Source organism: Allomesorhizobium aridi (assembly GCF_043769475.1).
GTDB lineage: Bacteria > Pseudomonadota > Alphaproteobacteria > Rhizobiales > Rhizobiaceae > Allomesorhizobium.
Map to the genome: position 1 here is coordinate 2,998,247 of NZ_CP171729.1, position 25,585 is coordinate 3,023,831.

The 25,585-nt window shown below is 62.2% G+C and carries 26 protein-coding genes; 4 read left to right on the forward strand and 22 right to left on the reverse strand.

Annotated features, from left to right (window positions below):
• The 5 genes from ACG873_RS16715 to ACG873_RS16735 form a co-directional block, all read right to left on the reverse strand.
• On the reverse strand, positions 1–1,395 hold the full coding sequence (locus tag ACG873_RS16715; protein ID WP_394893180.1) for a c-type cytochrome: 1,395 nt from the start codon (positions 1,393–1,395) through the stop codon (positions 1–3).
• A 113-nt stretch (positions 1,396–1,508) separates the two neighbouring features.
• Positions 1,509–2,003, reverse strand: coding sequence for a ferritin-like domain-containing protein (locus ACG873_RS16720; protein ID WP_394893182.1), 495 nt, complete (start codon positions 2,001–2,003; stop codon positions 1,509–1,511).
• Positions 2,004–2,167: 164 nt separating this feature from the next.
• Positions 2,168–2,635, reverse strand: a complete 468-nt coding sequence (locus ACG873_RS16725; RefSeq protein WP_394893184.1) for a YbhB/YbcL family Raf kinase inhibitor-like protein — start codon at positions 2,633–2,635, stop codon at positions 2,168–2,170.
• 30 nt (positions 2,636–2,665) lie between these two features.
• On the reverse strand, positions 2,666–3,337 hold the full coding sequence (locus ACG873_RS16730; protein WP_394893186.1) for a phosphoribosyltransferase: 672 nt from the start codon (positions 3,335–3,337) through the stop codon (positions 2,666–2,668).
• Positions 3,338–3,340: 3 nt separating this feature from the next.
• Positions 3,341–4,000, reverse strand: coding sequence for a dienelactone hydrolase family protein (locus tag ACG873_RS16735; protein WP_394893188.1), 660 nt, complete (start codon positions 3,998–4,000; stop codon positions 3,341–3,343).
• A 239-nt stretch (positions 4,001–4,239) separates the two neighbouring features.
• Here ACG873_RS16735 and ACG873_RS16740 point away from each other — a divergent pair, with 239 nt between their 5' ends.
• Positions 4,240–4,389, forward strand: a complete 150-nt coding sequence (locus ACG873_RS16740) for a hypothetical protein (RefSeq protein ID WP_394893190.1) — start codon at positions 4,240–4,242, stop codon at positions 4,387–4,389.
• 63 nt (positions 4,390–4,452) lie between these two features.
• Here ACG873_RS16740 and ACG873_RS16745 read toward each other — a convergent pair whose 3' ends face one another.
• Positions 4,453–5,091: a DUF6923 family protein gene (locus ACG873_RS16745; RefSeq protein WP_394893192.1), complete on the reverse strand. Its 639-nt coding sequence runs from the start codon at positions 5,089–5,091 to the stop codon at positions 4,453–4,455.
• A gap of 38 nt (positions 5,092–5,129) precedes the next feature.
• Positions 5,130–6,353: a helix-turn-helix domain-containing protein gene (locus ACG873_RS16750; RefSeq protein ID WP_394893194.1), complete on the reverse strand. Its 1,224-nt coding sequence runs from the start codon at positions 6,351–6,353 to the stop codon at positions 5,130–5,132.
• A 168-nt stretch (positions 6,354–6,521) separates the two neighbouring features.
• Between ACG873_RS16750 and ACG873_RS16755 the strand changes: the two genes are divergently transcribed.
• Both ACG873_RS16755 and ACG873_RS16760 read left to right on the forward strand, forming a co-directional pair.
• A complete protein-coding gene (locus ACG873_RS16755; RefSeq protein ID WP_394893196.1) occupies positions 6,522–6,845 on the forward strand; it encodes a hypothetical protein in 324 nt (107 codons plus the stop codon).
• A gap of 88 nt (positions 6,846–6,933) precedes the next feature.
• The gene (locus tag ACG873_RS16760) at positions 6,934–8,160 is read left to right on the forward strand and encodes an MFS transporter (protein WP_394893198.1); all 1,227 of its coding nucleotides are present in this window, start codon (positions 6,934–6,936) and stop codon (positions 8,158–8,160) included.
• 123 nt (positions 8,161–8,283) lie between these two features.
• Here the strand turns inward: ACG873_RS16760 and ACG873_RS16765 are convergent, their stop codons facing one another.
• The 6 genes from ACG873_RS16765 to ACG873_RS16790 all read right to left on the reverse strand — a co-directional run bounded on the left by ACG873_RS16765 (position 8,284) and on the right by ACG873_RS16790 (position 14,436).
• Positions 8,284–9,357, reverse strand: a complete 1,074-nt coding sequence (locus tag ACG873_RS16765) for an ABC transporter ATP-binding protein (protein WP_394893564.1) — start codon at positions 9,355–9,357, stop codon at positions 8,284–8,286.
• The gene (locus tag ACG873_RS16770) at positions 9,354–10,181 is read right to left on the reverse strand and encodes a carbohydrate ABC transporter permease (RefSeq protein WP_394893200.1); all 828 of its coding nucleotides are present in this window, start codon (positions 10,179–10,181) and stop codon (positions 9,354–9,356) included. The genes ACG873_RS16765 and ACG873_RS16770 overlap by 4 nt, the downstream gene beginning before the upstream one ends.
• On the reverse strand, positions 10,178–11,080 hold the full coding sequence (locus ACG873_RS16775) for a carbohydrate ABC transporter permease (protein WP_394893202.1): 903 nt from the start codon (positions 11,078–11,080) through the stop codon (positions 10,178–10,180). Before ACG873_RS16775 ends, ACG873_RS16770 begins: the two co-directional genes overlap by 4 nt.
• 114 nt (positions 11,081–11,194) lie before the next feature.
• The gene (locus tag ACG873_RS16780; protein ID WP_394893565.1) at positions 11,195–12,427 is read right to left on the reverse strand and encodes an ABC transporter substrate-binding protein; all 1,233 of its coding nucleotides are present in this window, start codon (positions 12,425–12,427) and stop codon (positions 11,195–11,197) included.
• Between the two features lie 62 nt (positions 12,428–12,489).
• A complete protein-coding gene (locus tag ACG873_RS16785; protein ID WP_394893204.1) occupies positions 12,490–13,392 on the reverse strand; it encodes a sugar phosphate isomerase/epimerase family protein in 903 nt (300 codons plus the stop codon).
• A 9-nt stretch (positions 13,393–13,401) separates the two neighbouring features.
• Positions 13,402–14,436, reverse strand: a complete 1,035-nt coding sequence (locus ACG873_RS16790; RefSeq protein WP_394893206.1) for a Gfo/Idh/MocA family protein — start codon at positions 14,434–14,436, stop codon at positions 13,402–13,404.
• A 157-nt stretch (positions 14,437–14,593) separates the two neighbouring features.
• On the opposite strand from ACG873_RS16790, the gene ACG873_RS16795 reads away from it, so the two are divergent.
• Positions 14,594–15,625, forward strand: a complete 1,032-nt coding sequence (locus ACG873_RS16795) for a LacI family DNA-binding transcriptional regulator (protein ID WP_394893208.1) — start codon at positions 14,594–14,596, stop codon at positions 15,623–15,625.
• A gap of 66 nt (positions 15,626–15,691) precedes the next feature.
• Here ACG873_RS16795 and ACG873_RS16800 read toward each other — a convergent pair whose 3' ends face one another.
• The 9 genes from ACG873_RS16800 to ACG873_RS16840 all read right to left on the reverse strand — a co-directional run bounded on the left by ACG873_RS16800 (position 15,692) and on the right by ACG873_RS16840 (position 25,257).
• Positions 15,692–16,243: a DUF3280 domain-containing protein gene (locus ACG873_RS16800; RefSeq protein WP_394893209.1), complete on the reverse strand. Its 552-nt coding sequence runs from the start codon at positions 16,241–16,243 to the stop codon at positions 15,692–15,694.
• Between the two features lie 151 nt (positions 16,244–16,394).
• A complete protein-coding gene (locus tag ACG873_RS16805; protein ID WP_394893210.1) occupies positions 16,395–17,066 on the reverse strand; it encodes a response regulator in 672 nt (223 codons plus the stop codon).
• The gene (locus ACG873_RS16810) at positions 17,063–18,427 is read right to left on the reverse strand and encodes a histidine kinase (protein WP_394893212.1); all 1,365 of its coding nucleotides are present in this window, start codon (positions 18,425–18,427) and stop codon (positions 17,063–17,065) included. Before ACG873_RS16810 ends, ACG873_RS16805 begins: the two co-directional genes overlap by 4 nt.
• A gap of 223 nt (positions 18,428–18,650) precedes the next feature.
• Positions 18,651–19,739, reverse strand: coding sequence for an ABC transporter ATP-binding protein (locus tag ACG873_RS16815; protein WP_394893213.1), 1,089 nt, complete (start codon positions 19,737–19,739; stop codon positions 18,651–18,653).
• A 2-nt stretch (positions 19,740–19,741) separates the two neighbouring features.
• Positions 19,742–20,938: a glycoside hydrolase family 172 protein gene (locus ACG873_RS16820; RefSeq protein WP_394893215.1), complete on the reverse strand. Its 1,197-nt coding sequence runs from the start codon at positions 20,936–20,938 to the stop codon at positions 19,742–19,744.
• A gap of 23 nt (positions 20,939–20,961) precedes the next feature.
• Entirely contained in the window at positions 20,962–21,810 is an 849-nt protein-coding gene (locus ACG873_RS16825; RefSeq protein WP_394893216.1) for a carbohydrate ABC transporter permease, read from the reverse strand.
• Positions 21,803–22,735 carry a carbohydrate ABC transporter permease gene (locus tag ACG873_RS16830; RefSeq protein ID WP_394893218.1) on the reverse strand — a complete coding sequence of 311 codons (933 nt, stop codon included), beginning with the start codon at positions 22,733–22,735 and terminating at the stop codon, positions 21,803–21,805. Before ACG873_RS16830 ends, ACG873_RS16825 begins: the two co-directional genes overlap by 8 nt.
• A gap of 72 nt (positions 22,736–22,807) precedes the next feature.
• Entirely contained in the window at positions 22,808–24,172 is a 1,365-nt protein-coding gene (locus tag ACG873_RS16835; RefSeq protein ID WP_394893220.1) for an ABC transporter substrate-binding protein, read from the reverse strand.
• A gap of 80 nt (positions 24,173–24,252) precedes the next feature.
• Positions 24,253–25,257: a LacI family DNA-binding transcriptional regulator gene (locus ACG873_RS16840; protein ID WP_394893222.1), complete on the reverse strand. Its 1,005-nt coding sequence runs from the start codon at positions 25,255–25,257 to the stop codon at positions 24,253–24,255.
• Positions 25,258–25,585 lie beyond the last annotated feature (328 nt).

The following is a 25,585-nucleotide window of genomic DNA, read 5'->3' on the forward strand; positions in this document are numbered from 1 at the left end:
TCATTCCTCCGCGCCCACATTGATCGGCGCTCTTTCAATTCCGTCGGCTGGCCTGACCGAGACCTTGTACTCGCCCGTTCGCGTCCGGCGCACCTGTTCGGCAAGACCTGTCCAGGCGGGTTCGTTGGAGAAACGCTCGCGCATATAGGCAAGCAGTTCCGCCACCTGCTCGTCGCCGAGCACGCCGGCAAAGCTCGGCATCACCGAGCTTGCCTCGCCGTCCGCCGGCGGAAGCCCGAACAGCGTGACATTCACGATGTTTTGCGGATTTGGCGCATTCACCGCGGTGGAAAGGGAGAAGTCCAGGCCGCCGAACGGTTGCGGACGGCTGCCCTCATGGCAGGACGCGCAGGCGGCGGCGTAGATGGCAGCGCCTGGTTCAGCCACTGCGTTGCCGGCGGTCGGACTGTCTTGGCTGTCGGCCGCCGCGACGAGGCCCCGCGACCTGCCCTCAATCTCCTCGCGCAATTCGTCGGCGCGCTGGCGGCGCTCCGGCGTCGGTTCGCCCATGACGGAGCTTACGTAGGTGGCAATCGCATCGATGTCGCTGTCAGGCAGCAGCCCGAGATTGCCCGTGACTTCAGCCATAGGACCGCGTGAAACCCCATGCAGTTCGTGCCAGCCGTTTCTGAGGTAGAAGGCCAGGCTTTCCCGGTCCCAGGGGATCGGCGCGGGAGAAGACCCGTCAATGGCGTAGGCCTGCCAGCCTTCAGCCTCGCCGCCGGCGAAATGCCGGTCGTTGTCCTCGGCGCCGAGATCGTTGCGCGGCGTGTGGCACGCGCCGCAGTGCCCGAGCCCTTCCGCCAGATAGGCACCCCGGTTCCACTCTTCACTTTGCTCCGCGTTCGCCGCGAGCGGACCTTCGTCGAGGTAAAGAAATTTCCACCCGGCGAGCAGAGGCCGAAAATTCAGCGGAAACTGCAACTCGTTCGGCGGCGCGACGGCGCTGACCGGCTCCCTTGTCATCAGGTAGGCGTAAAGTGCCCTGTTGTCCTCATTGGTAACGCGGATGAAGTGGTCGTAGGGGAAAGCGGGGTAGAGGTGGTTGCCTTCACGGTCGACGCCTTCGCGCATGGCGCGCTGAAATGCGGCCTCGCTCCAACGGCCGATCCCGGTTTCCGAATCGGGCGTTATGTTGGTCGAGTAGATGGTGCCGAATGGCGTCGGGACCGCCAGTCCGCCGGCAAAAGCCTTGCTTCCCGGGACGGTGTGGCAGGCGATGCAGTTGCCCACCGCCGCCAGTTGCGCGCCCTTTTCTATCAGCGCCGGATCGAACTGGGCAGCTTCCGCGACTTCTTCTGCTGGAATCTCCGAACGCCAGGCGAACGCAACCAATCCGAAGAGCACCAGACCCGCCACCACTACGATCGCAGCAATTACTCGCAAGGCTCGCATAGTTTGCAGCGCTCCTCCCTCTTGGCTCTCGCCGAACCGGCGAACGCCATGTCACGTGAGCGAACTGGGTTAGCGGGTTCCGATGTATCGACCGGAGTTCAACCGCAGCCCGCTCACACCGCCACCGCGTCCGGATTTACTTCGCTTTTGGCCAGCTGAGTCAGGAGAAGATCAGCGCGTTTTTCTTCTTCAAGGCTCCTGTGCAGCATCCGCTGGTCGTCGCGCAGGTCCAACTGGCCTGCCAGAGCCGCAGCGGTGCCGTATGCCGCGATCTCGTAGTGCTCCAGCCTCTGGGCGGACGCGATGAGGCCGGCATCGCGGAGGTCGTTTCCCTGCAGCATGCCAAGCATTTTTTCGGTTTCGTGGATGAGCGCCTGCATCGCCTGATCGGTGTGCGCCCTGGGCTCGGCGCCGTGCTTCTGCAGAAGCGAGACGAGACGTTCCTTCTGGACCGCGGTTTCCTCGCGATGATGGATCAGCGCATCCTTCAACGCCGGATGCGACGCCACTTCCGCCATCTGCAGCAGCGATTCGGCGAGCAGACCTTCGGTGCTCACAAGCTCCTGGAGTTCGGCAAGATACATGTCCTTGAAAGTGCTGATTTGCATGATGGTGATCCTTTCGGTTCGCACCGGGCGAGAATCGATGGAATGCGGCGCCGGCGAGAGCGTTCTGACCTTCCTAACAGGATCGCAGGCCGCTGGTTCCAGGTAGAATCGGCTGCTTATGCGTCCGGCACCAGCGCCAGCGCGAGCCAGCGTGGCTTGCCCGCTCAGTTTCGCTGGTAGGTCCCGACAAGCTCGGTTTCTTCCAAGGCATGCTTGCGTGCCTCTTCCCAAATCCGCTCGACGCCAATCTGTCCAGGCACATCGATGCTGGGCACATCGAGCGCGGCAAGGCGAAAATGATAATGATGGACGCCGTGGCCCCTGGGCGGCTCCGGGCCGTCGTAATACGCATTGCCGAAATCGTTCTTGGCCTGCCTCAGCGCTTCCGGGCCGGGCTTGCCGCCCTCGGCCTCGGGCAGACCGTCGACGTTCGGGGCGATATTGAAGACTGCCCAGTGGCCGAAGGTTCCGCGCGGCGCATCCGGGTCATCCACGACGAGGACCAGGCTCTTGGCGCCGTCCGGAATCCCGGACCACTTCAGGGGCGGCGAAACGTTCTCGCCGTCGCGGGTGTATCTTTCAGGAATAGCGCCGCCGTCGGAGAAGGCAGGGCTGCTGAGAGTGAGTGGCATGTTCTGTTCCTTTCAGGCGAGCACCGCCGATCAATGTTCCGCAGGCATGACCGCGGCTGCCTTGAGCAGATGGATAACCTCCTCGTCCGAGGTCTGCTCGAAATCGACATAGTGCAGGCCGACTGCATGGAAAGGTTCCGGCATGCTGAGACAGATGACCTCGTCGGCCTCTTCCCGAAGGGCTTCGACGGTGCTTCGAGGCGCAACCGGAACCGCGAGAACGACGCGACCCGCAGCGCTGCGCCGCAGGGCCTTCAAAGCGACCTTCGCCGTGCTGCCGGTCGCGATGCCGTCGTCGACGAGGATTACGGTTCGTCCCTCGGTCGGCGCAGGTGACCTGCTTCCGAGATAGCGTTCGCGCCGCCGCTCGATTTCAACGAGCTGGCGGTTCTTTTCGGCTTCGAGATAGTCCGACGAAGGACCGAGAATCAGCACTGCTTCCTCGTTCACGACCAACTGCGGATCCTTGCCGTCGACCACCGCGCCTATTGCGAATTCCGGATGCCCCGGAGCGCCGATCTTGCGGACGAGGAGAACGTCCAGAGGCGCGTGGAGCGCCTTGGCCACCTCGAATCCCACCGGAACACCGCCGCGCGGCAGCGCCAGCACTACCGGATCTCGCCAATCGGCTTTCGCCAGCTCTTCGCCGAGTTGGCGGCCGGCCTCCCGGCGATCAAGGAAAGCTTGTCGGTGCTCGAACATCGTTCAGCTCCTTTCAGCAGACGGATGCAAGTGGTCCAGGAACCACCGTGTGGCGTGGCGGACGACCTCGTCGAGCGTGCCCGGCTCCTCGAACAGATGTCCCGCTCCCTCGACGATCACGAGCCGCTTCTCCGCCTGTAAGGCGTCGCAGGCCCGCTCGTTCATGCCGATCACCGGACCGTCGCGGCTGCCGACGAGGAGCAGCGTCGGCGCCCGCACCGCTGGCAGCACTTCGAGTGCCAGGTCGGGCCGGCCGCCGCGCGACACGACAGCGGCGACATCTGGTTCAGCGGCGGCTGCCCGCAATGCTGCGGCCGCACCCGTGCTCGCGCCGAAATAACTGGCTGTCAGTCGTGATGTTTCCTGTCTTTGCCGAAGCCAACGTGTCGCAAGCACAAGGCGTCCCGCGAGAAGGTCGATGTCGAACACGTTCCGCCTGTCGTGCTCTTCTTCCGGCGTGAGCAGATCGAGAAGGAACGTGGCGAGGCCCGCCTGCCTGAGCGCCGCGGCAACGTGATTGTTGCGGGGGCTGAGCCGGCCGCTGCCGCTGCCATGCGCGAAAATAACGATGCCCAGCGCGCCTTGCGGAATTCCGAGGAGGCCGTCCAGGCCCTCTGGCTCGATCCGCACTTCACTGGCGTCTCTTGATAGCACCTCTGACATGACTGCGCTCCGAACGGGTTCGGCGTTTCGCGGGTCTAGTGCTGGTAAAGGCGTCCCTCGACGCCATGTTGATAACCTGAAAAGCCGCTGATCGTTCCGTGACGGAACGCATGATTTTCGCGACTGGCCTCGCCGCTTTGAGATCGAACACGCGCTGAACGCCATCGGAACCACCCTGCCCTTGCTCCGTTGCCTGAGACGACCAGCCGGATTGGCAGTCAGTGACGGAGGCATGTGAGATGGCCATGAACGTGAAGGACGCAAGCGCCGCTAAAAAGCCCAAGGGAACCCACGGCGGAAACCGCGGCGGCGGGACGAAGAAGGAGGACCAGCCGAAGAAGAGCAGCCAGGCCGCAGGCAAGGATCCACATCGGGGCAAGCCGGAATGACAACAAAGCGCCCTGTGAGTTGGTTTTAGGGGAAACGTCCGCTATCCGGCAGCGAAATGAACGTCAGTCTCGCCTGGGCCGGCGGACTGCTTGCACCTTTCCGCTGTTTCCGCCTCCGCAGAAGAACTGATCGCCGCCATCAGATTCGAGCCCGGAGACGCCTGTTCCAGATGGCATATCGACCGTCTCCAGGACCTTTCCCGTTTCGGGATCTATCCGCCTCAAATCGCTCTCGTCACCTTCCCAGGTACCGTGCCAGAGCTCGCCGTCAATCCAGGTGACCCCGGTGACGACGCGGTTGGACTCGATGGTACGAAGGATAGCGCCGGTCTCGGGATCGACCTGATGGATCTTCCGGCCCCGAGCCTGTCCAACCCACAGCGTCCCCTCGGCCCAGGCGAGCCCGGAGTCGCCGCCGCCGCCGGGCGCCGGGATCGTGGCGAGCACACGGCCGGTCTTCGGATCGATCTTGTGGATGCGATCCTCGGCGATCTGGAACAGGTGCTCGCCGTCGAAGGCAGTTCCTGCATGCGCGGCGACGTTGATCGAGCGTACAGTCTTCCCGCTCGCCGGATCGAATGCGTTCAGCCTGTCTCCGGACGCAAACCAGACGTGCCGACCATCGAACGTAACTCCGTGCACTTGGTCGACGCCCGGAAAGGGTCCATATTCACGGAGGATTTCGGCTGCAGATCGTTTCATGTTTTCACCTTTGAGCCTTTTTGCGTCCGAGAAGCAGTCTAGTCACCCGGCAGCGGACCGGGGAGTAACAAGGTCGTCGGGAATCCCGGCACGGATGGGGTCATCCAACGACGCGCCGGCCCGCGACCGAACGACTGCACCTTGCCTGTCGCGGCAAGCTGCTCAAGCGCCCGCTGCACGGTGCGCGGGCTTGTTCCAAGCGCGATACCCAGGGCCGAGCTCGACCACGACTCGCCATCGGCAAGGAAGGCGAGCACCGCCGCATGCTGCTCTTCGACAGGTGGCGCCAGCACGACGATCTCGCGTGCGCGGCGCGGCGCCAGAGCAAAGCCTCGCTTCGTAGCCGTCACGTCTGCCAGCGTCCGAAGCTCCGCGCGAAGACGTCCCATCTCGACCCGTAGCCGTGCGCGATGCGATTCATCGGCGTGCTTTGCCCCGAAAGCTTGTGCGAGGAGTGTGCTCCTCGGCACGTCCGCGGGCCAGGCTTCGCCCAGTGCGCGGAGAAGCGCGAATAATACCGGACGCGTCGCCAGCGAAACCACCAGCCTTTCGTCCCGCACGACATTGCGGCATGCGTCTACAATGAGCGTCCCTGACGCCAGTAGCGCTTCGACTTCCTCGAGCAGGAGGGGGCGTACCTCGCCCCGCGCGATCAGCCGCGCCGCGGTCGTGGTCATCACGAGTGATGCGCTTTCGACTTCCGCTGTCAGCGCGGGAATGTCCGCCTGGCGCGCGGCATGCTCGGCCCGAGTGAGCGCAGCGCGCGCCACCTTTGTCTGCAGGCGCCGAATGGCGATTCCCGCTTTCACCAGCTCGTGCGCGGCCTTCGACGCCGGTGGCAGCAGCAGTGTGGGATCGAGCCCAGCGAGCGTGCGCTCGGCCTCGTCGAGGCGGCCGATCAGGAGCAGGCGCCGGACCTCAAGATTGCGCGCATGCGCGGCATTGACCCGGTCGCCGTGCGCTTCAAGCGTCGCGCGCGCCGCGTCGAGCGCCTTCGCAGGCCAGGTTAAGTCACGCGAGACGAGCGCGATCTCCGCCTCGGCGACGACACACCGCGCGCGAGCGACCGCCTCTCTCGGACCGAACGCGCGCGCCGCACTCTTGAGAAGAGCCTTCGCCCGAACGAGATCGCCAAGCTGCGCCATTACGATGCCTCGCAGCGCGAGCGCGGGTGCGTCGTCACGCAGGGCGACCCGCTTCAATGCGCCGATCAGATCACCGGCCGCGAGTGAGCGCGCCGCAGCTGTGATCAGCGAGTCCATCGGAATCCCGTCACACTTGTAACTCTCGCCATTCGATATCCGGTCCTAATCTATCTCACGACCATCAACCAGCGCGCCGGATCGGAAAAGGAACTCATCGGCGCAGCGGTATCTGGTGGCGCCGCCACGACGAGTACAGCAAACAATTTCGCCAGGAGGTCCACCACAATGATTGCTGCTCGGCGTGAAACCGCGGGCGCCTCTGACGCAAGCCGCAACGTGGCCGCTTTCGATGCCGCCGGTTGGCTGTCCCTCGCGGCCGCGCCGACCTTCGCAATCATGGCCCTGCTCACGGGCCTTCATGAAGGCAGCGCGCCGGACATCTGCTCCGCGCACGTCGCGTCACCGCTGAGCGGAATGGTCCTGATGTATTTGCTGATGAGCGCCTTTCATTTGGCGCCCTGGCTGAAGCTGGCCGCCAGCCGGCGAAGCGGTGCACGCCGGTCCCGAATGCAGCTGCCGGCACCGAAAAAAATCCATGCGCCGTTGTAGAATTCGACGCGTCCCGAACGTCTACAGGGGAAAGAATGCTGCAAACCGACGCCGAACGATCGTCTCTGAGCCATGAGGAGCAAGCGGAATGAGTCTTTCCTACCGTTGGGTGATTGTCGCCGCAGGCGGCCTTCTGGGCTGCATCGCAATAGGCGCCATGTTTTCACTGCCCGTTTTTCTCCTGCCGATTTCGCGGGACACCGGCTGGTCCGTTACCGGCGTGTCCAGCGCGATGACCATCGGCTTCCTCGCGATGGCGCTGGGGAGCATGGTCTGGGGCAGCCTGTCGGATCGCTGGGGACCACGCGCCGTGGTGTTGACCGGGTCGGTCGTCCTGGCGGCGGCCCTCGCTCTGGCGAGCCGGGCGACGTCGCTCGTCGAGTTTCAACTCGTCTTCGGCCTGGCTGTCGGCGGCGCAACCGCGGCGATCTTCGCGCCGATGATGGCCTGCGTGACAGGCTGGTTCGACACGCACCGCAGCCTCGCCGTGTCCCTCGTCTCGGCCGGCATGGGAATGGCGCCGATGACCATGGCTCCCCTGGCGGCATGGCTGGTCACCGTCTACGACTGGAGGACGTCGCTCCTGATCATCGCCGGCATTGTCGCGGCAGTGATGATACCTGTCTCGCTTCTGGTGCGCCGCCCGCCGGCTCTCGAAGGCCAAAACGGCTTCGCTTCTCCGGAGGGAGAGCCGCAATCCGATATGTCCGTCGGGCAGGCCATAAGATCGCCCCAGTTCATCATCCTGCTGATAACCAACTTCTTCTGCTGCGCCACGCATTCGGGCCCGATCTTCCACACGGTGAGCTACGCGATAACCTGCGGCATTCCGATGGTCGCGGCGGTCTCGATCTACAGCGTGGAAGGGCTCGCGGGCATGGGCGGCCGCATCGCTTTCGGACTGTTCGGCGACCGGTTCGGCGCAAAACGCACCCTGGTCTGGGGGCTGTTCCTGCAGGCCTTCGGAGTTCTGGGCTACGTCTTCGTGAGCCAACTCGGCCCATTCTACGCCGTGGCGGCGCTGGTCGGCTTTATTTACGCCGGCGTGATGCCTCTGTACGCGGTCATAGCGCGCGAAAACTTCCCGCTGCGGATGATGGGCACCGTCATCGGCGGCACGGCCATGGCCGGCAGCCTGGGCATGGCGACCGGCCCGCTGACCGGCGGGCTGATCTACGACACGTTCGACAGCTATGCGTGGCTCTATATCGGCTCCTGGGGCATCGGTATCGGCGCGTTCCTGATCGCCCTGACCTTCAGGCCGTTTCCGAAAGCATCACCCGCCTTGGCGCCAGTTCAGTATGGATCGGCATGAAAGCCGGCTTAGCCCTGGGTCAGTCGTAGCAGACCCAGGCAAATGCAGAAGCGTCCCGCCGGCCGAAGCCAGCGGGGCGCTGATGCATTTGGATCACAAAAAGGCGAACCTGTCAGTTGCGTTTCACGCCACTCTGACGCCGGTCACATCATCAAAGAGATGCAACTGATCTGACGATATCCGCACTCCTATCAGGTCACCGGGAAGGACGGTACTGCGCCCTGTTTCCACCACGATGAGTTCCGGTGTCGTTGCGGTGGTGATGAAGGCCGTGAAGCCGGTGGATTCAACGACGGCAACAGGAACATCGAAGCTGCCCTGCCCTGGTCCAGCGATGCCGATGTGTTCGGGGCGAATGCCGACCGTTACCTTACGGCCGGGTTGCAGCGGTCGGTCAACGGCCAGTGTTCCTGTGACTGCACCGAGATTCAATGTCAGGGTCTTGGCGTCATCACCGACCGTGGCCGGAATGAAGTTCATGGCCGGCGATCCGATGAACCCGGCGACGAATTTGTTGACCGGCATGTCGTAAAGGTCGAGCGGCTTGCCCTGTTGCTCGATTATGCCGTCGCGCATGACCACGACGTGGTCGGCCATCGTCATCGCCTCGATCTGATCGTGCGTGACGTAGACGGAAGTGGCATGCAGACGATCATGGAGCGCCCGAATTTCCTTGCGCATGTGAACCCGCAGGGCCGCGTCGAGATTGGACAGCGGCTCATCGAAGAGAAACGCCTTCGGATGGCGGATGATGGCGCGGCTCATTGCGACGCGCTGGCGCTGGCCACCGGAAAGCTCCCTTGGATAACGCCCCAAAAGATGAGACAGGCCGGTGGTCGCCGCCACTTCCGCGGCGGCTTTTTTGGCCTGCGCCTTGGCGATACCCCGGATACGAAGGCTGTAGGTGAGGTTCTCCTCCACCGTCATGTGCGGATAGAGCGCGTAGGACTGGAAGACCATCGCGACGTCCCGCTTGCGGGGCGGCACGCCGTTCATCAGTTGGCCCGCGATTTTCAGGTCGCCGGCCGAAATCTTCTCAAGTCCAGCCAGCGACCGGAGCAAGGTCGACTTGCCGCAACCTGACGGGCCGACGAGCGCAACAAACGTGCCTTCGGCTATCGAGAGGTCGATATCCTTCAGTGCGTGGAACGAGCCATAATGCTTGTTGACGCCGCGCAGTTCGATCTGAATCGTCATTTGAGGGCTCCAGAGGTGAGACCGGACACGATGCGTCGCTGCAGAAGGACGAAGATGGCCAGGATGGGCGTCACATACATCGTGGCGTAGGCCGTGATGTTGTTCCACTCGTTGGTGTTCGGCCCCATGAAAGAGTTCAGCCCGACGCTTGCCGGCTGAAGCTCGACGGCCTGAATAATCGATTTCGAATAAACGAATTCGCCGAAGGCTTGCATGAAGATGAGAAGGGCGCTGACGAGGATGCCGTTTCGCGCAAGCGGCAGAACGATGCTGAAGAAAGCCCCGATCCGGGAATTGCCGTCGACAAGTGCGGCCTCTTCGAGTTCCTGCGGAACGCTCATGAAGGTGGCGCGCACGAGCACGACGAAGAAGGGCATGCTCTTTGCAGCAATCGCGACGATGACCGCCAGACGCGGATATTCCAGCATTCCGATCTGAGAAAATCCGACAAAGATCGGCGTGATCATCAGGGATGCGGGAAGAACCTGCAGCATGAGGATAAGGAAAAGCCCGACATCTACCCACGCATTGCGGTAACGCGCCAGCACATAGGCGCAGCCGACGCCCAGGACGGAAATCAGCGCGACCGAGCCGACTGCGATGACCAGCGAGTTCCACAGATACCGCCCCATGTTCCGGCTCTCCCAGACAAAGGCGTAGGTGCTCCATTGCGGGGCGGCCGGCCAGAAGCTCGGCGGCGTCGCGAACACTTCCGAGCCGCTCTTCAATGCCGTGATGTACATCCAGTAGAGCGGGAACAGGTAGATAGCCGCCATGACGACGGCGATCGCGAGCATCAGACGGTCACGTGTTGCCCCGTTCATCCGCGCACCTCATGACGCGTGGAGCGGACGTAAACCACTGCCGCAAGCATAACGAAGACGATCATGACGACCGAAACCGTAGCCCCCTTGCCGAAATCGTACTGGCGGAAAGACAGCTCCCACGCCCAGTACTGCGTTACGTTCGACGCGTTGTTCGGCCCGCCGGAGGTTATCGCGGCGAAAAGGTCGAACTGCTGCAAGGTAAAAATGAGCCCAAGCGCGATGATTGCGCCGATCGTCGAGCGCATCATCGGCAGCGTTATGGTCCAGAAGCGCTGCCAGGCGTTGGCGCCATCCAGTTCGGCGGCTTCGTAGAGGTCGCCCGGAATGCCCGAAAGCCCGACTGAAAGCAGGATCATGTTGAAAGAAGTGCCAAGCCAGATGTTCGCTATGATCACCGCATAAAGGGAATAGTCCGGGTCCGAGCGCCAGAAGATGTTCGCGTCAATCAGCCCGGTTTCGCGAAGGATGAAGTTCAGGACGCCAAAATCGCCGGACAGTATCCAGTTCCAAATGGCGCCGGCGACCAGGCCCGGCATGACCCAGGAAACAAGGAACAGACCGCGCAGCCATGAGGCGCCCGGGAAATTGACCCAGAAAAAGAGCGCCAGCCCGAATCCGATCAGAAATTGGCCGGCGATCGAGCCGACGACGAAAATCAGCGTGTTGAGAAGGATGGGATAGGTTTCAGGCTGGGCAAAGAGATCAATGTAGTTTCTCAGACCCACGAAAGGGCGCGAGAAAGTGCCGAGGCTGAACATGTCAACCTCCTGAAAGCTCATCACCACATTGTAGACGAGCGGCAAGCCGGACATCAGGAGCAGGAAACCAAGCGCGAAGGCAACCAGCGCGATGTCGAAACCCAGGCCGTCCCGCATGCTCGAAAAGAGACTTCTCATCCATCCTCCGCCACTCTCCGACGAGGGCCGCCCCCTGCTAGAAGTCGAGGAAACGGCCCTGCCGGGAGGAACTGTGGTGGCCGCCTCGGCGGCCTTCCAGCGCGACACCTGAAGCTATCCCAGAACGCCCTTGATCTTCTCGGCTGCCTGGTCGAGAGCGTCCTTGGGGCTCATCTGGCCCGTGAGCGCCGCCTGGATGGCGTCCTGAATGGCCTTGGAAATCTTCGGCCATGCCGGGTGCGGGCCGCGCGGCTTGGCATACTTCATCTGCTCCTGGAAGACCTCCAGCGCCGCGTCTTTCAAGGGCTGGCCGGTCTTCGGGATCGAAATGTCCGATCGCGCAGGCAATTGGCCAAAGTTCTGGAACAATTTGTCGTCCTGCGAGACGAAGTACTCCAGCGCCTTGAACGCCTCCTCAGGGTGCTTGGTGGTGGCGAAGATCGCCCAGTTGAAGTCGCCCATGGCCGACGAACGTTCCGCGCCTGGATGGGGGACCGGCAGCAGCGCCACACCCCAGTCGAATTTTGCTTCCTGCACCATCCGGTCGAGTTCCCATGGGCCGGAGATGACCATGGCGGCGTTGCCGGAATTGAAGGTACCGGTGGAATCCCACTGGCCGCGCGTCAGCGTATCGGGCGAGGCCAGCTTCTCGTCGATGATCGTCTTCCAGATCTCCAGCGCCTTCGCAGCACCTTCGGCATTGATATTGTCATAGCTGCCACCGCCCATCTGGGCCCACGGCAGAAACTGGAATGTGCCCTCCTCGTTGCCCTTGGCGGAGAAGGCAAGACCGTAGACGTTCGCGGCCGGATCGCTCAGCTTGCGCGCCGCCTCGACGAGTTCGTCCCAAGTCTGCGGCGGCTTGGCGGGATCGAGTCCCTTCGCCTTGAACATGTCCTTGTTGTAGTAGAGCGCGATCGTATTGGTCGCTTTGGGAATGCCGAAGTTCTTGCCATCCCACATGGTCGAAGCAAGCGGCCCGGGAAAATAGTTCTCCGGCTTCACTACAGACGATTTGGCGATCATGTCGGTAAGGTCGAGGAATGCGCCGCGCGACGAAAACAGCGCATGTTCGGGGTTGTCGACGGCAATAATGTCGGGGGCCTGGCCGGAGGCAAAGGCCCGCATTGCCTCGGTAACGACGTCATCGAACTGGATCTGGCGGTATTCGATCTTGATGCCGTTGTTCTGGTCGTTGAATTCCTTGATCAGGTTGGGAGCGGGCTGGATGTCCCGGTCGAGGGACCAGAGCGTCAAGGTGACGTCCTCGGCCTGCGCGTTCAGGCCGAAAAATGAGCTGGTTGCGAGAGCCAGCGCGCCGATAATCGCATATTTGCGGAAACTCATCTTCTCCTCCGTTTCTGTTGTCTCGTGACCGGCAACTTCCTCCATACCGGTCACCATGCACGTCATCCCGGATCAGCGACGAACGCGCCTCCCCTGGCATTCTTGAGATGATTGAGAGCAAAAACCTGGCCCGTCATTTCGAGCCCGTCGCGGTAGACGGGGTCGTGCCAGCCCTCGATGTCGATGGAGCCGCTCCAGCCCGCCAGGCGAAGCTCCGAAATGATGTCGGTCCAGTTGCTGTCGCCGAAACCCGGCGTGCGCATGAAGACGAATTTTTCCTTGCCGAAAATTCCGTGCTCCCGGATCACGTCCCACCGGATGGTGGCGTCTTTGCCATGGACGTGGAAAATCTTGTCCGCCCATTTGCGGATCTGGGGCAGCGGCTCGATGAGATAGACCATCTGATGGCACGGCTCCCATTCGAGGCCGATATTGTCATCGGGGGTCTCGTTGAAGATCAGTTCCCAGGCGTCCGGGTTGTGCGCGATGTTCCAGTCGCCGCTCGCCCAATTGCCGTCCATGGCGCAGTTCTCGAACGCGATCTTCACGCCCTTGTCGGCGGCGCGCTTGGCGAGTTCGCTCCAGACCTCCTTGTAGCGGGGAAGGCTGTCCGTCAGCGGCTTGTTGCGGATGCGCCCTGTGAAGCCGGCCACGCAATTCGCCCCGAAATGATGGGCGTTGTCGATGCAATCCTTCCAGCCCTGCAGCGTCTGGAGGTCGGTGTCGGTTTCCTCGAGCGGATTGCCGAACATGCCGAGCGTGGAGATGGTGATGTCGCGGTCGCCGATCGCGTCCGCGCAGCGCTTGCCGAGTTCGGCGAGATCCTGGCCGTTGGTCGTTTGCCAGAAGAACGGTTCGAAGCTTTCGAAACCGAGGTCGGCGATCTCGCGGATGCGTTTGGCCGCATCGCCCTTGTTGGCGCTTACCATGGTGCCGATGCGGATCGATTTTGCCAGGTCGGTCATTAACTCTCCTCAGGCCGCGATAGTTACGCGCTCGCGCCGGCGGGCGCTTTCGATGGCGCCGAAAACCATGGCAAGGCTCTTGATGTTGTCATTGCCGTCCGTTTCCGGCGCGACGCCGGCGCGGATTGCGCTCAGAAAACCCTGAATGACGCTGGCGTGGCCGTGGGTGTCCGCCTCGCTTGAAGGCTCGGGTATTTCGATCTCGCTCACGTCGCGAAGGAAACCCGTCTCGCCGGAGACGACATGGGCGTCGAGCTTGTCGGCGCCGTCCCAGAGCAAGGTCCCATTTGTGCCGATGACACGCCACGCGCTTTCCCAGCTCGTGCGCGCGCCCTCCGCGCACCAGGAGCCGCGATAGGTGAACACGACATTGTCGGAAAACTCGAAAATCGCGTTGGCGGCCGCGCCATGACGATACCAGGAACCGGGCGGATTGCTTTCATGGCAATAAACCGCCAGCGGTGTCTTTCCGGAAACGAAACGCGCCGCATCGAATGTGTGGATCGCCATATCCAGCAGCAGCACGTTGTCCATCTGATCACGGAAGCCGCCAAAGTGCGGCCCGATGAAGAAATCGCAATGGATGCCGGTGAGATCGCCAAGGGCGCCGGTCTCGACGACCCGGCGCATACGACGCACGCCGGAGATGAAGCGCCTGTTCTGCACGATCGCATGAATGCGCCCTGCACGGCGCGCAAGGGCTATCAGGTCTTCGGCTTCCTCCAGCGAGGCCGCCATCGGTTTCTCGCTGAGCACATGGCAACCATAGCCAAGCGCGGTGCTGACGACGTGGTGGCGCGCGGACGGCACGACGATGTCGAAAACGAGATCGGGCCGCGTCGCTTCAAGCACCGAGTTCAGATCGCTTCCGGTGACTGCATCTGCGAGGGAAAATTCTTCGGCAAGCGCCTCGGCGGTCGACAGATCGAGGTCAACCAACCCGACGATCTCGATAGCGCCCTTAAGGGCCGGAGTTTCGGCAAGCGCTCTCAGCCAGCCTTTGGCCATAGCTCCGCAGCCACAAACCACAGCCTTCATCGGCACGATGCTCCTCCCTGACGGCATCGATCAGATCGCTACCGGAAACGATTACGAACAGCCGATTTGGCTTCCGTAAACGTTTACGATAGTAGTTTGACGCTGATAACTGTGTCAATGGGTGAATCGCTGGAATCGGACAACGGGAGAAAGACGTAAAGAAATGAAGGGCATCCACCTGCTTGCCAAACATCTGAATGTGTCGATCGGGACGGTGTCGCGGGCCTTGAACGGCAAGCCGGACGTCAACGCCGAGACGCGCAAGCGGGTCATGGAGGCGGCCGAGGAGCTTGGGTACGTCCCCAACCAGTCAGGACGCGCCCTGCGCAAGGGCGCAACAGGCGTGATCGGCTTCATGATGCAGACGGGCAGCGAGATCACCGGGCATGGCGATACGTTCTTCATGAGCGTTTTCGACGGCGTGCAGACGGTTTTTGCGCGCCACAAGCTTGACCTGGTCGCCCTGCTCTGCTCGTCGCAAGAGGATCCGTACGATTATCTCAGGCGCATAGTCGCACGCGGCTTCGCCGATGGCCTTATCCTGTCCTCGACCAGGCGGATCGACCATCGCTTCGACTTCCTGGCGAAGCGCAAGATCCCGTTCATCTCGCTCGGCCGCAGCCTGACCGATGTCGGCCAGCCTTGGATCGATCTCGATTTCGAGGGCATGGCCCAAGCCTCGATCGACCGCCTCGTGGCCAAGGGGCATCGGCGAATCGCAGTGACCCGTCCCCACGACGACACAAATCTTGGCTATGTTTTCGTCGAGCGCTGCCGGCAAGCATTGGCAAACTACGGCCTCGCGCTCGAGGATGACCTGATCTTCCGTTCGATGCCGAGCGAGGCCGGCGGCTACCAGATTGCCCGCGCGATCCTCGCCTGCAAGGAACGGCCGACTGCCGTCGTGCTCGTGAACGAGACGATCGCCATTGGCCTGTACCGCGGGCTTGAGGAAGCCGGGGTGAAACCCGGACGGGACATTGCCGTCATCGGGCGTCACAGTCCGCATGCTCGCTTTCTGTCGCCGTCCCTTACGTCTTTCAGTCTAAACTTGCACGATCTGGGCATTTCGCTGGCCGAAACTCTGCTGGCCTCAATGCCCCTCTATGCCGAATCGTACCCGCAAGATCCATCGCGCCGGCTTTGGCCAATGGACTTCGTTCCAGGCGAGAGCGACACCTTTTCTCCGAAATAGCGGTCTTGGGATTCCGGCGGGTCGCCGGATAGTTCTCGGTTAGGAAGGTTCCGGTTGCCCCGTCGGTCACTGCGACGCCAGCATGCGGTTCTTCATCAGCGAACGGACTCCGCGTGGCCACGAGTCGCTCGTGCCCATGCGCAGGTCAGTCGTGAACCGGGAGATAATCTCGCCTTTTTGGGCATCTCTGATTTGAACCCGCACAACGTATTCGGCCATGCTTATTTTGGTCACGACACCAATCAGGGACTGATCTGCCCCAAGGGTCATCGCAATGGCAGCTTCGCACCCCCCGCAATTTCGCAGGCCCTGCCCCTTCGCGGCCTCCAGGTCGGCGCCAGCGGTGTCGACCAGACTGTAGCGCCCTGATTGAAGGAGTTGCTGCTTCGCCTCTTCCGTGGACTGGGCCAGGTAGGAGGTCACGATCGGGCTTGTCCCATGCTCGGCCGCTGCGCTGAAGTCTTCGAGCTCGAATTCGAATACTGCGATTTTGACAGGAGCCTTTGAAGTGACAGGCACATCGTCCGTGATCGCGTAGCTTGTCCAGAAACACACGATGGCAGCGGCGATGCCGAACCGGTGAATCGACTTTTGAGTGCAGCGGCCAAGGTCAAGCATTGATGCCTCCAGTTCCAGATCGCCAGGTTCGGCAAGAAGACCGGGCCGAAGTCTGAACGTTTGACGGCACCGCGAAAATGGAAGGTTGCCCGTGGAATCCTGGGCAAATTGCCTTCGTAAGGCGTTGATCGGCCGAATGCGGGGCGTGGATCTAGTTTCCGACGTCCGTTATCGGCGAAACGGGCCCGACCAGCCCCTGCCGCAGACCGAAATAGAAAAGCTCGATGTCGGAAGCCACCCCGAGCTTCGACTTGATGCCGTAGTGATAATTCGCCACCGTCTTGCGGCTGATATTGAGCGCGGACGCGATCTCATCCGTCGATCTCGCATCGAGGATCATGCGGAAAATCTCGAACTCGCGCGGTGAAAGCTCCTCCAGCCCGGACTTTTCTCCGTGCAGCCGATCAAGTGCGAGCACTTCGCCGATCTCCGGACAGATAGCCATCCGGCCTTCGGCGACGTCTCGCACAGCCTGTATCAGAAGATCGGGAGGGCTGCTTTTGGTCACGTAGCCCCTGGCGCCGGCACGGAACGCCTGCAGCGCGTACACGGCCCCGCCGTGCATCGTGAATACGAGCACCTGTGCATGAGCGTCGAACCGGCGGATGTGCTCGATCGCATCGATGCCGCCACGTCCCGGCATCGAAATATCCATGATGATGACATCCGCATGCGTGTCCTTGTAGCATTGGTAGGCCGACGCTGCGTCACATGCCTCACCAACGACCACCAATCCTTCATGCTTTGAAAGCAGCGTACGGTAACCTTCGCGAACGACGGCGTGGTCGTCGACAAGCAGGACGCGGACTATTTTCCTGCTCACGGCAACAGCCCCGAGGGTCCGTCGAATGGAATCATGGCGTGGAGCTTGAAACCCTGGCCGCCCAGGTCGATGACGTCCAACTGCCCGCCGAGCGCCATCACGCGCTCGCGCATCCCGACCAGTCCAAATCCGTGACTTTCCGCGCTCTCGCGACGCTCGACCGCTCCGCATCCATTGTCCTCGATCGTCAGCGCCAGCCATCGTCGTTGAGACGCGGCCTGTTCCGGCAACTTCGGACGGATGTCCAAAGCGACGCGCGCCCGGCTCGCATTCGCATGCTTGCCAATGTTGGTAAGCCCCTCCTGGACAATACGATAAACGTGCGCGGCCGCCGCCGGCGGCAAGCCCTGAAGGTCGCCCTCGACGTCGAGGAGGATCTTCAGCTTCCCGCCCGCACGCCGTTCCTGTGTCTTCGCGAGCGACGCAAGACTTGCCGCGAGCCCGAAATCATCGATCTCCGGCGGACGAAGGGCCTGCAGGGTGGAACGCAGAGTTTTCATCATGGCCATCGATGTCTGGGAAAGACTGTTCGCCTCGGACAAAAGGCCTGGGCACTCGGTCTCCGCCGTCGCTTTGATCGATGCAGCCCCTGCGCTGATGGCGCTCAGGTTCTGTGCAAGCTCGTCGTGGAGCTCTCGCGCCAGATGACGCCGTTCCTGTTCCTGGCCGTCGACAAGCCGAGCGGCCAATGCGGTCCGCTCACGCGTTGTCCGCTCCAGACCTGCCGCGAGTGTGTTGAAGACCTCGCTTATGCGCTGAAGCTCGATAAGACGGAACTTCGGCAGTCGATATGACAGGTCACCGAGCGTCAACCTGTCGAGCCCGACCAGAATTTCCTTCGTCGGCCGGAGCGCCCGGCTGATCGCCACATATTGCAGCAGACAGATCGCACCCACGACCAGCGCGGTAAGACCGAGGAGTCCAGAGACATCATTCCAGACCGCAGCCAGCACGGCGGCCCCCTCCATCGTGACGATCACGGTTCCATAGGTTTTCCCGCCATAGGGAACGGGGCGCGCAATATCGGTACGAGCGACGAGAAGCGACTTGCCAAGGGAGGAGAACCAGGTCTGCGGGACGCCGTCGCCTGAATTGAAGCCTACGCAACTTGAACGACTGATGCTCCCGTCGGGACCAGCAAATTGTATGCATTGCCCCGCATTTTGGACGCGCTGGGTAATCGGAGTCCAATCGGGGAACTCCGCCGACAAGGCACTGTCCGACTCGATACGGAATAGCTGGTTTTGCAACTGCTTGATGACATCGTCGGCCACACTCTCATTGGCTTTCCCAATGTCGCGATAAGTCCCCAACACCGCCAACGCCGCCGAAACAAGAAAACAGGCAAGGGCGACGGCCACGACCCGCAGCGTTAGCGACCATTTGAGATCGAGATCGGCGATATGACGGGTTCTGTAGCCATAGGAGCTTTTGCCACTTCCATGGGCTGTCCCCGAATTGCTCTCTCCACGCTACACGCGCGGCCGAACCAAGAAAAGCAGTCCGGCCTTCGACAGGCATTTTGCCCAAACCGGCCTATCGCAAAATAGCCAGGCGGCGGCGAATGAAGGCGCGAGGTAGAACTTAACGCCGGCCCGCGCTGGCTACACGCTGTCCCGTGCCCTTGTCGAAAAGATGAACCTTTTCGGTATCGGGCATGATGCGCAGAACGGGACCGCTCGCCGAGCCGATACGCTCCCGAAAGACCCCGACCAGAACATCCCCCTCGACATCCATCGTCACCTGCGTCTCCGAGCCGGTCGGCTCGACGACACCGATATTGGCCGAGACGCCGGCGTCACCATGGGCGATCGAAAGATGCTCCGGGCGGACACCGTAGATGCTCTCCAGCCCGTCGGGAAATTTCTGCGCGGGATCGAGCGGCAGGACGGCCCCGCGCACGGAGCGGAAAACCTGCCCGGCCTCGGTTTGTTCGATCCGTCCCTCGATGAAGTTCATCGCGGGTGAGCCGATGAAGCTTGCGACGAAGAGATTGTCCGGAAAGTCGTAGAGCTCCAGCGGCGCGCCGACCTGTTCAACGATCCCGTCGCGCATGACGACGATCCGGTCGGCCATGGTCATCGCCTCGACCTGGTCGTGGGTGACGTAGATCGTCGTCGTTCCGAGCCGTTGATGCAGCGCCTTGATCTCGGTGCGCATCTGCACGCGCAGCTTGGCGTCGAGATTGGAAAGCGGCTCGTCGAACAGGAACACTTGCGGATCGCGCACGATTGCCCGGCCCATGGCAGCGCGCTGGCGCTGGCCGCCGGAAAGCTGGCCGGGATAACGGTCGAGCAGCTTTTCCAGGCCGAGGACGGCGGCGGCCCGCTCGACCTTGGCATGGATGTCGGGCTTGGCGACCTTGGCCAGGCGTAACGAGAACGACATGTTCTCGGCCACCGTCATATGTGGATAGAGCGCGTAATTCTGAAAGACCATGGCGATGTTGCGGTTCTTCGGCGCCACATCGTTCACGACGGTTTCGCCGATGCTGACGGTGCCGGCCGAAATCTCCTCGAGCCCAGCGATCATCCTCAGAAGCGTCGACTTTCCACAGCCCGACGGCCCGACAAGGACGAGGAACTCGCCGTCGTCGATATCAACCGAGACGCCATGCAGCACCTCCAGCGCCGCATAGGATTTGACGACATCGCGGATCGAAACCGAGGCCATGATCAGCGCCTTTTCTCATCGAAAGCAGCGTCCCAATTCTGGTAAGGCGTCCGGAAGGTGGGAATGCGGTCCTTCACATCGGCAAGCTTTTCGAACGGCTTGTGCGGTTCGGCCTGGTACCAGAACGCCACCGACGAGATATCGTCGGAACGGCGATTGGCATGGCCGTGCTCGATGGTCACGCGGATCTGCTTGTGGAAGATCACCGGGTCCTCGATGTGCCAGCGATAGAGCGTCACCGGCTCGGTCCAGTTCGGCCCGCCTGCCGCGATGATGCCGTGATAGGGGGCGCTGTAGTCCTGCGTCGGGCACCAGGCGGTGTTGAAATAGTCCTCGGTGCCGGTGCCGTGCAGCGTCGGCGGCCAGGCGTCGTTGGCGCCGGGGCTGCTCTCGGCACGATTGGGAACCAGCGCCGCCTTCGAGCCGATGCGCGGATCGGGCTTGCGCACGGTGTCGGGCACGACGAGGCCCGGTTCGCCGTCAACGAAGATCATGTCGTCGCCTTCGCCATACCAGTCCCAGACGCCTGAGCGGCGGCGCGAATAGACGGAATAGAGCACGCCGACATAGTGGCCGCGGCCTTCCGCTTCGAGGATGGTGTAGTTGCTTTTGCCGTCGCCATTCTCGCCGCCGAACAGCACCTGCTCGTTGGCAAGTCCGGTCTCGTCGATGCCTTCGGGCCGGTCCTGGCGATACTGCGCGTGGAAGCGGCCGAGACCTTCCTCCAGTTCGTCGTGCAGTTCGAGATCTACGTAGTAGTAGAAGAGCAGGTCGTCCTGGGCCTCATTGGTGATGGCGAACTTCATGCGGCTTGAGAAGGGCATCGGAAAATAGCAGTTGAACGCCTTGCCGTCTTCGGGACTGGCCTGGACCGGAAGGCTCGAAAAATTGCGGGTCCGGGCATGGCCCATGCCGAAGAAATCGCCAATCGGCGTCTCGATGCTCGGATGCTCCTCGCCGTCCCACCAGGCGCGCAGCACGATCTTGCGCAGGAAGTTCTCGCTCTTGCAGGCGAGCGTCGCCCAGATGTGGGTGACGATGCCGGCGCCCTCGTGCTCGGCGATGACGACCGTCTTGCCGGGCTCGATATGCATCCGGTCGTCATTGCCGCCGGTGCGGTCGTAGCTCGAAAACCGTCGCGTCTTGGCATCGCGCAGTTTGGCGAGGCCGCGGAGCGGCGAAAGGCCCGCATTGTTCATGAATTTCTCCTGCAATTACGCGGTCACTTCAGTCCGCTGGTCTTGATTGAGTCCATGATCTGGCGCTGGAAGATCACGAACAGGACGAGCATCGGCACCGCGACGATGGCGGATGCGGCCATGATGTAGTTCCACGACGCCGAGTACTGGCCCTTGAAGTTGGCGATGCCCACCTGCACCACCCAGAGATCCGGGTCGGATACGATAGTCAGCGGCCAGAGGAAGGCGTTCCAGTTGGCCAGGAAGAAGAGGATAGTCAGCGCCGACAGGATCGGCCGGCTGAGCGGCAGGATCACGCTCCAGTAGATGCGCCAGTATCCCGCGCCGTCGATCACTGCCGCCTCCTCGATCTCGCGTGGCAGCGAGAGGTAGTATTGGCGCAGCAGGAAGATTCCGAAGGCGTTGAAGATCGCGGGCACGATCAAACCGGCATAGGAATTGAGCATGCCCATCGCCTTCACGATGATGAAGAGCGGCACGATGATTACCGGCAGCGACACGAGCAAGGTCGAGAAGATCGCGAGGAAGATCATCTCGCGCCCGGGAAAGCGCAGCCGCGCCAGCGCGTAGCCCGCCATCGAATGGAAGAACAGCGCCACGATGGTTACGGTCGCCGAGACGAAGAGCGAATTGAACATGTAGCGCAGGAACGGCACGCCGGTGAGCACGTAGCTGAAATTCTCCCATGTGGGCGCGGCCGGGACGAGGTTCGGCGAAAAGGCTTCCGAGGACGTCTTGAAGGCGATCGACACCATCCAGAAAAGCGGAAACACGGTCATTGCAGCCAGGATGGCGGCGACGACCATCCAGACCGCGCGCACCAGCGTGACCTGCGAGCGTGCGAAATAGCGCGTGGGACGATGTCTATTCATGATGGAAGCGTCCCCCGCGCGTGATGAGGAAGAGCGCCGCCGTCAGCATCATCAGCGCGATCACCAGGATGGACGCCATCGCGGCCGCATAGCCGAAGGCGCCGAACCCGAAAGCCTGCTGGTAGATGTAGACGATGAGGACCGAGGTGGCGTTGGCCGGCCCGCCCTTGGTCATGACGTAGACGATGTCGAAGGCCTGCGCGCCGGCGACCGCGGCCACCATGGAAACCATGAGCACGAAGAAGCTCGTCGGCTTGAGCAGGGGAAGGGTGATGTACCAGAACCGTGCGACCGGCCCGGCTCCATCGATTTCAGCGGCCTCGTAATACTCCGTCGGAATGTCCTGCAGGCCGCCCAGGAAGATAAGCATGTAATAGCCCATCAGGAACCAGACGCTGACTGCCACCACGGTGATCAGCGCGAAACTGGGATCGCCGAGGAAAGACACGCCGCCAAGGCCGGTCATCGCGATGAGCCGGCTGATCACGCCGATCTTGTCGACCACCATCAATTGCCAGACCAGCGCCACCACCACCAGGCTGACGATATGCGGCGCGAAGAACATCGAGCGCATCACCGCGTTGAAGCGGTTGGTCTTCTGCACCAGAAGCGCCAGGCCGAGCCCACTGGCATAGAGCAGCGGCACCAGCATGACCGCGTAAAGCGCGGTGACGCGGGCGGCTGACCAGAACAGCGGGTCCTTCATCATGCGCGCGTAGTTGCCGAGGCCTACGAATCTGTAGCCGCCGAATCCATCGACCTCGAACAGGCCGAGGATCAGCGACAGGAACATCGGCAGGCCGAGGAACACCAGTAGGCCCAGCGCATCGGGCAGGACGAAGAGATAGCCCGCCAGCCATTCGCGGCGCTTGGCCGAAAGCGTCCGGCGTTTGCCGGCTTTCCTTCCCAGAACGTCGTTGGTCATGAAATCCTTCGGTCCAGCATGACGGCAAGGTGGCCGCATCCCGAAGGACGCGACCACCCGCGGGAGGATTGGCTAGAGGATCGGCGCCCCGCTGTAGGAGGCCAGGAATGCGTCGAGTTGCTGGCTCGCCGCGGTCGCGGTCTGCTGCGGGTCGGCGCCGCCCAGCTGCGTCTGCTGTATCGCGTCGGAGATGATCTTGTAGACCTCCGGCGGAACCCGCGGCTCGGCGCGCGTGCCGGGATGGATCTCTTTCGAGAACGTTCCCATCACGCCCTTGTTGAAGGCCTCGGCGCCTGCTTCCAGCGCGCTCTGGCGGGGCGGCATGTCCGACTTGGCGACCGTGCACCAGTTCGCCACCCGCTCGATCGAACCCTTGTCCATCGAGGCCAACGCCCATGCGCAGAACTCGGCCGCCACGTCGGGGCTCTTGCCTTTGGCGTTGGCCACGAACGCCCAGCCGCCGCCGACGGTCACATATTTGCCGTTCGGCGGGGTCGGCAGTTTAAACACGCCGAAGGGCACGTCCTTGGCATTGTTGGTCATCTGCGAGATGGCCCAGATGCCGACATTCTGCATGGCCGTGTAGCCGGACCCGAGATTGGCCGCCGCGTCGTTGGCGCCGTTGCCCAGCACCTGCCGCGGCGCGACGCCGAGATTGATCGCGTCCTGCCAGAACTTGAGCGCCTGGACGGTCGCGGGCGAATCGAAGGCGCTCTTGCCCTCGGCGTTCTGGAATTCTCCGCCGCCCTGCCAGAGGAAGGGATACCAGGTGAAGTTCTGGTAATAGCCCGGATTGGTTTCGAACATGACGCCGAACCGCTCTGGCGTGGTCAGCTTCTTGGCGAGTTCCAGCAGGTCTTCCCAGGTCTTGGGAACGTCGTTTTCGTTGAGTTTGGCTTCCTCGAAAGCCTTGACCGAATAGTACATGGCCATCGGCTCCACCTCCATGGGGATGCCGTAGATCTTGCCGTCGACCATGCGGTTGGCGATAACGCTTTCGGGAAAATCGGCCTTGGCCGCATCGTCTATGTGCGGCGTCAGATCCTGCAGCACGCCGCCATTGTAATAGCGCAGGAAATCGCCGGGCGAGATGATGAAGATATCCGGACCCTCGCCCGAGGCGAACGAAGTCGCAAGCTTAGGACCGTTGATGTATTCGGTGTTGGGGATGTATTCGAGCTCGACCTTCTGATCATGGCTGTCGTTCCAGTCCGCCACGGTCTTCTCGAACCAGGCGACTTGGGTGGCGACTTGGCCGCCCGGCGCATAGAACTGCCAGAATTTCAGCGGAGCGTCCTGGGCCCTGACCGCCATCTTGTTGATGAACGGAAAGCCGGTAAGGCCTGCGGCGGCGAAGGTGGCGCCGCCCTGGATCAGGCGGCGGCGGTTGACGCCGGTCAACAGCGGCGTTCTTGCGGTCTTGCGATGATCGGTCATGGTTTCCTCCCTGACGTGGTTTGATTTCTTGTCGGTTCACCTGCGAAGGGTCTCCGGTCCGGCGCAAGCAGCCGGTTTTGTTATGCGGTGTCGAATGGATGCAGGATGCACGGCACCAATTCGGTGCGCGGCTCGCCCTGGTATGTGCCGCTCAGCCGCTCAAGCAGCATCCGCGTGGCCCTGCCCGCCAGTTCCGAAGGCGTGTTGCCGACGCGCGTCAGCCTGGGGCGGACATATTCAAGCTGCGGCTGATCGCCGAACACGGCGACCGCTATATCCTGCGGCACGCGCACGCCACGGTCGTAAAATTCGGCGAGTGCGCCGGACGCCATCAGGTAATTTGCGAAGAAGATGACCGAAGGCAAATTACCGCCATGAGCGGCCAGCAGCCATTGAGCCGCCTCCTTTCCAGATGGCGCCAGATAGCTGCCTTCGTAGCGCAGTTCGGGAACAGGCGGCGCGCCATGGTCGGCCAGCCCCTTCTCGAAACCGCCGGCGCGCGCCATGGCCTCCTTGAAGAAGGACGGCCCGGTCACGTGCGCGACGCGGCGATGGCCCTTCTTCGCCAGGTACTCGCCCATCAGATAGCCGCCGCCATGGTCGTCCAGCTTGACGCTGTCGACCGCATGATTGGGCAGATGGCCGATGAAGACCGTCGGCAGGTCGAGGCCGACCAGATGGTCATGCATGCCGTGCAGGGCGAAGTCGCCGACGATCAGGCCATCGACGCGCTTGCGCCCGATCTGGCGCATATATTCACGGCCATGGTCCTGCGAGTGGCCGCCCGGCACGTCGGTGTTGAAGATCAGCATGTCGAGGCCGACCTTCTCCAGCTCCGACTGCGCGGTCTTCACCAGTTCCGGATAGAATGGGTTGCGGATGTCCGGGATCAGCATGGCGATGATATTGGTGCGGCCGGTGCGCAGGCTCTGCGCCTGCGGGTTCGGCGCATAGCCGAGTTCGTCGATCGCCGCCTGCACCCGCTCGCGCAGCGGCCTCGAAACGCGGTCGGCATGATTGATGACGTGCGAAACCGTTGTCCGCGACACTCCCGCTCGTGCTGCAACCTTGGAAATCGTGCTCATGAAAACGAATGCTATGGTGCTGTGAATGCATTTGCAAATCGATTTTTCATAATTTTGAGCATATCGATGCGATGGGCGGGGACGCTACCAACCTCTTAGCGACAGTCTTTCCTTCACGGATCAGCGCGGGGGCCGCAACCCTGCCAGAGTGACCGTAACGAGCCGGCGGACTGAGGCCTGGACGGCAGCCTGCTGGCTGCCTTGGAGGCAGTAGGTCCCAAGCTCGTCGACAGTGGATCGAAGCCGACGCGAAGTGATCTCAAGGAAAACGTCGCAGGGCGCTCCTCGACCCGAATAAAGGACCCCTTCCATGCATCACCTTAGTCCC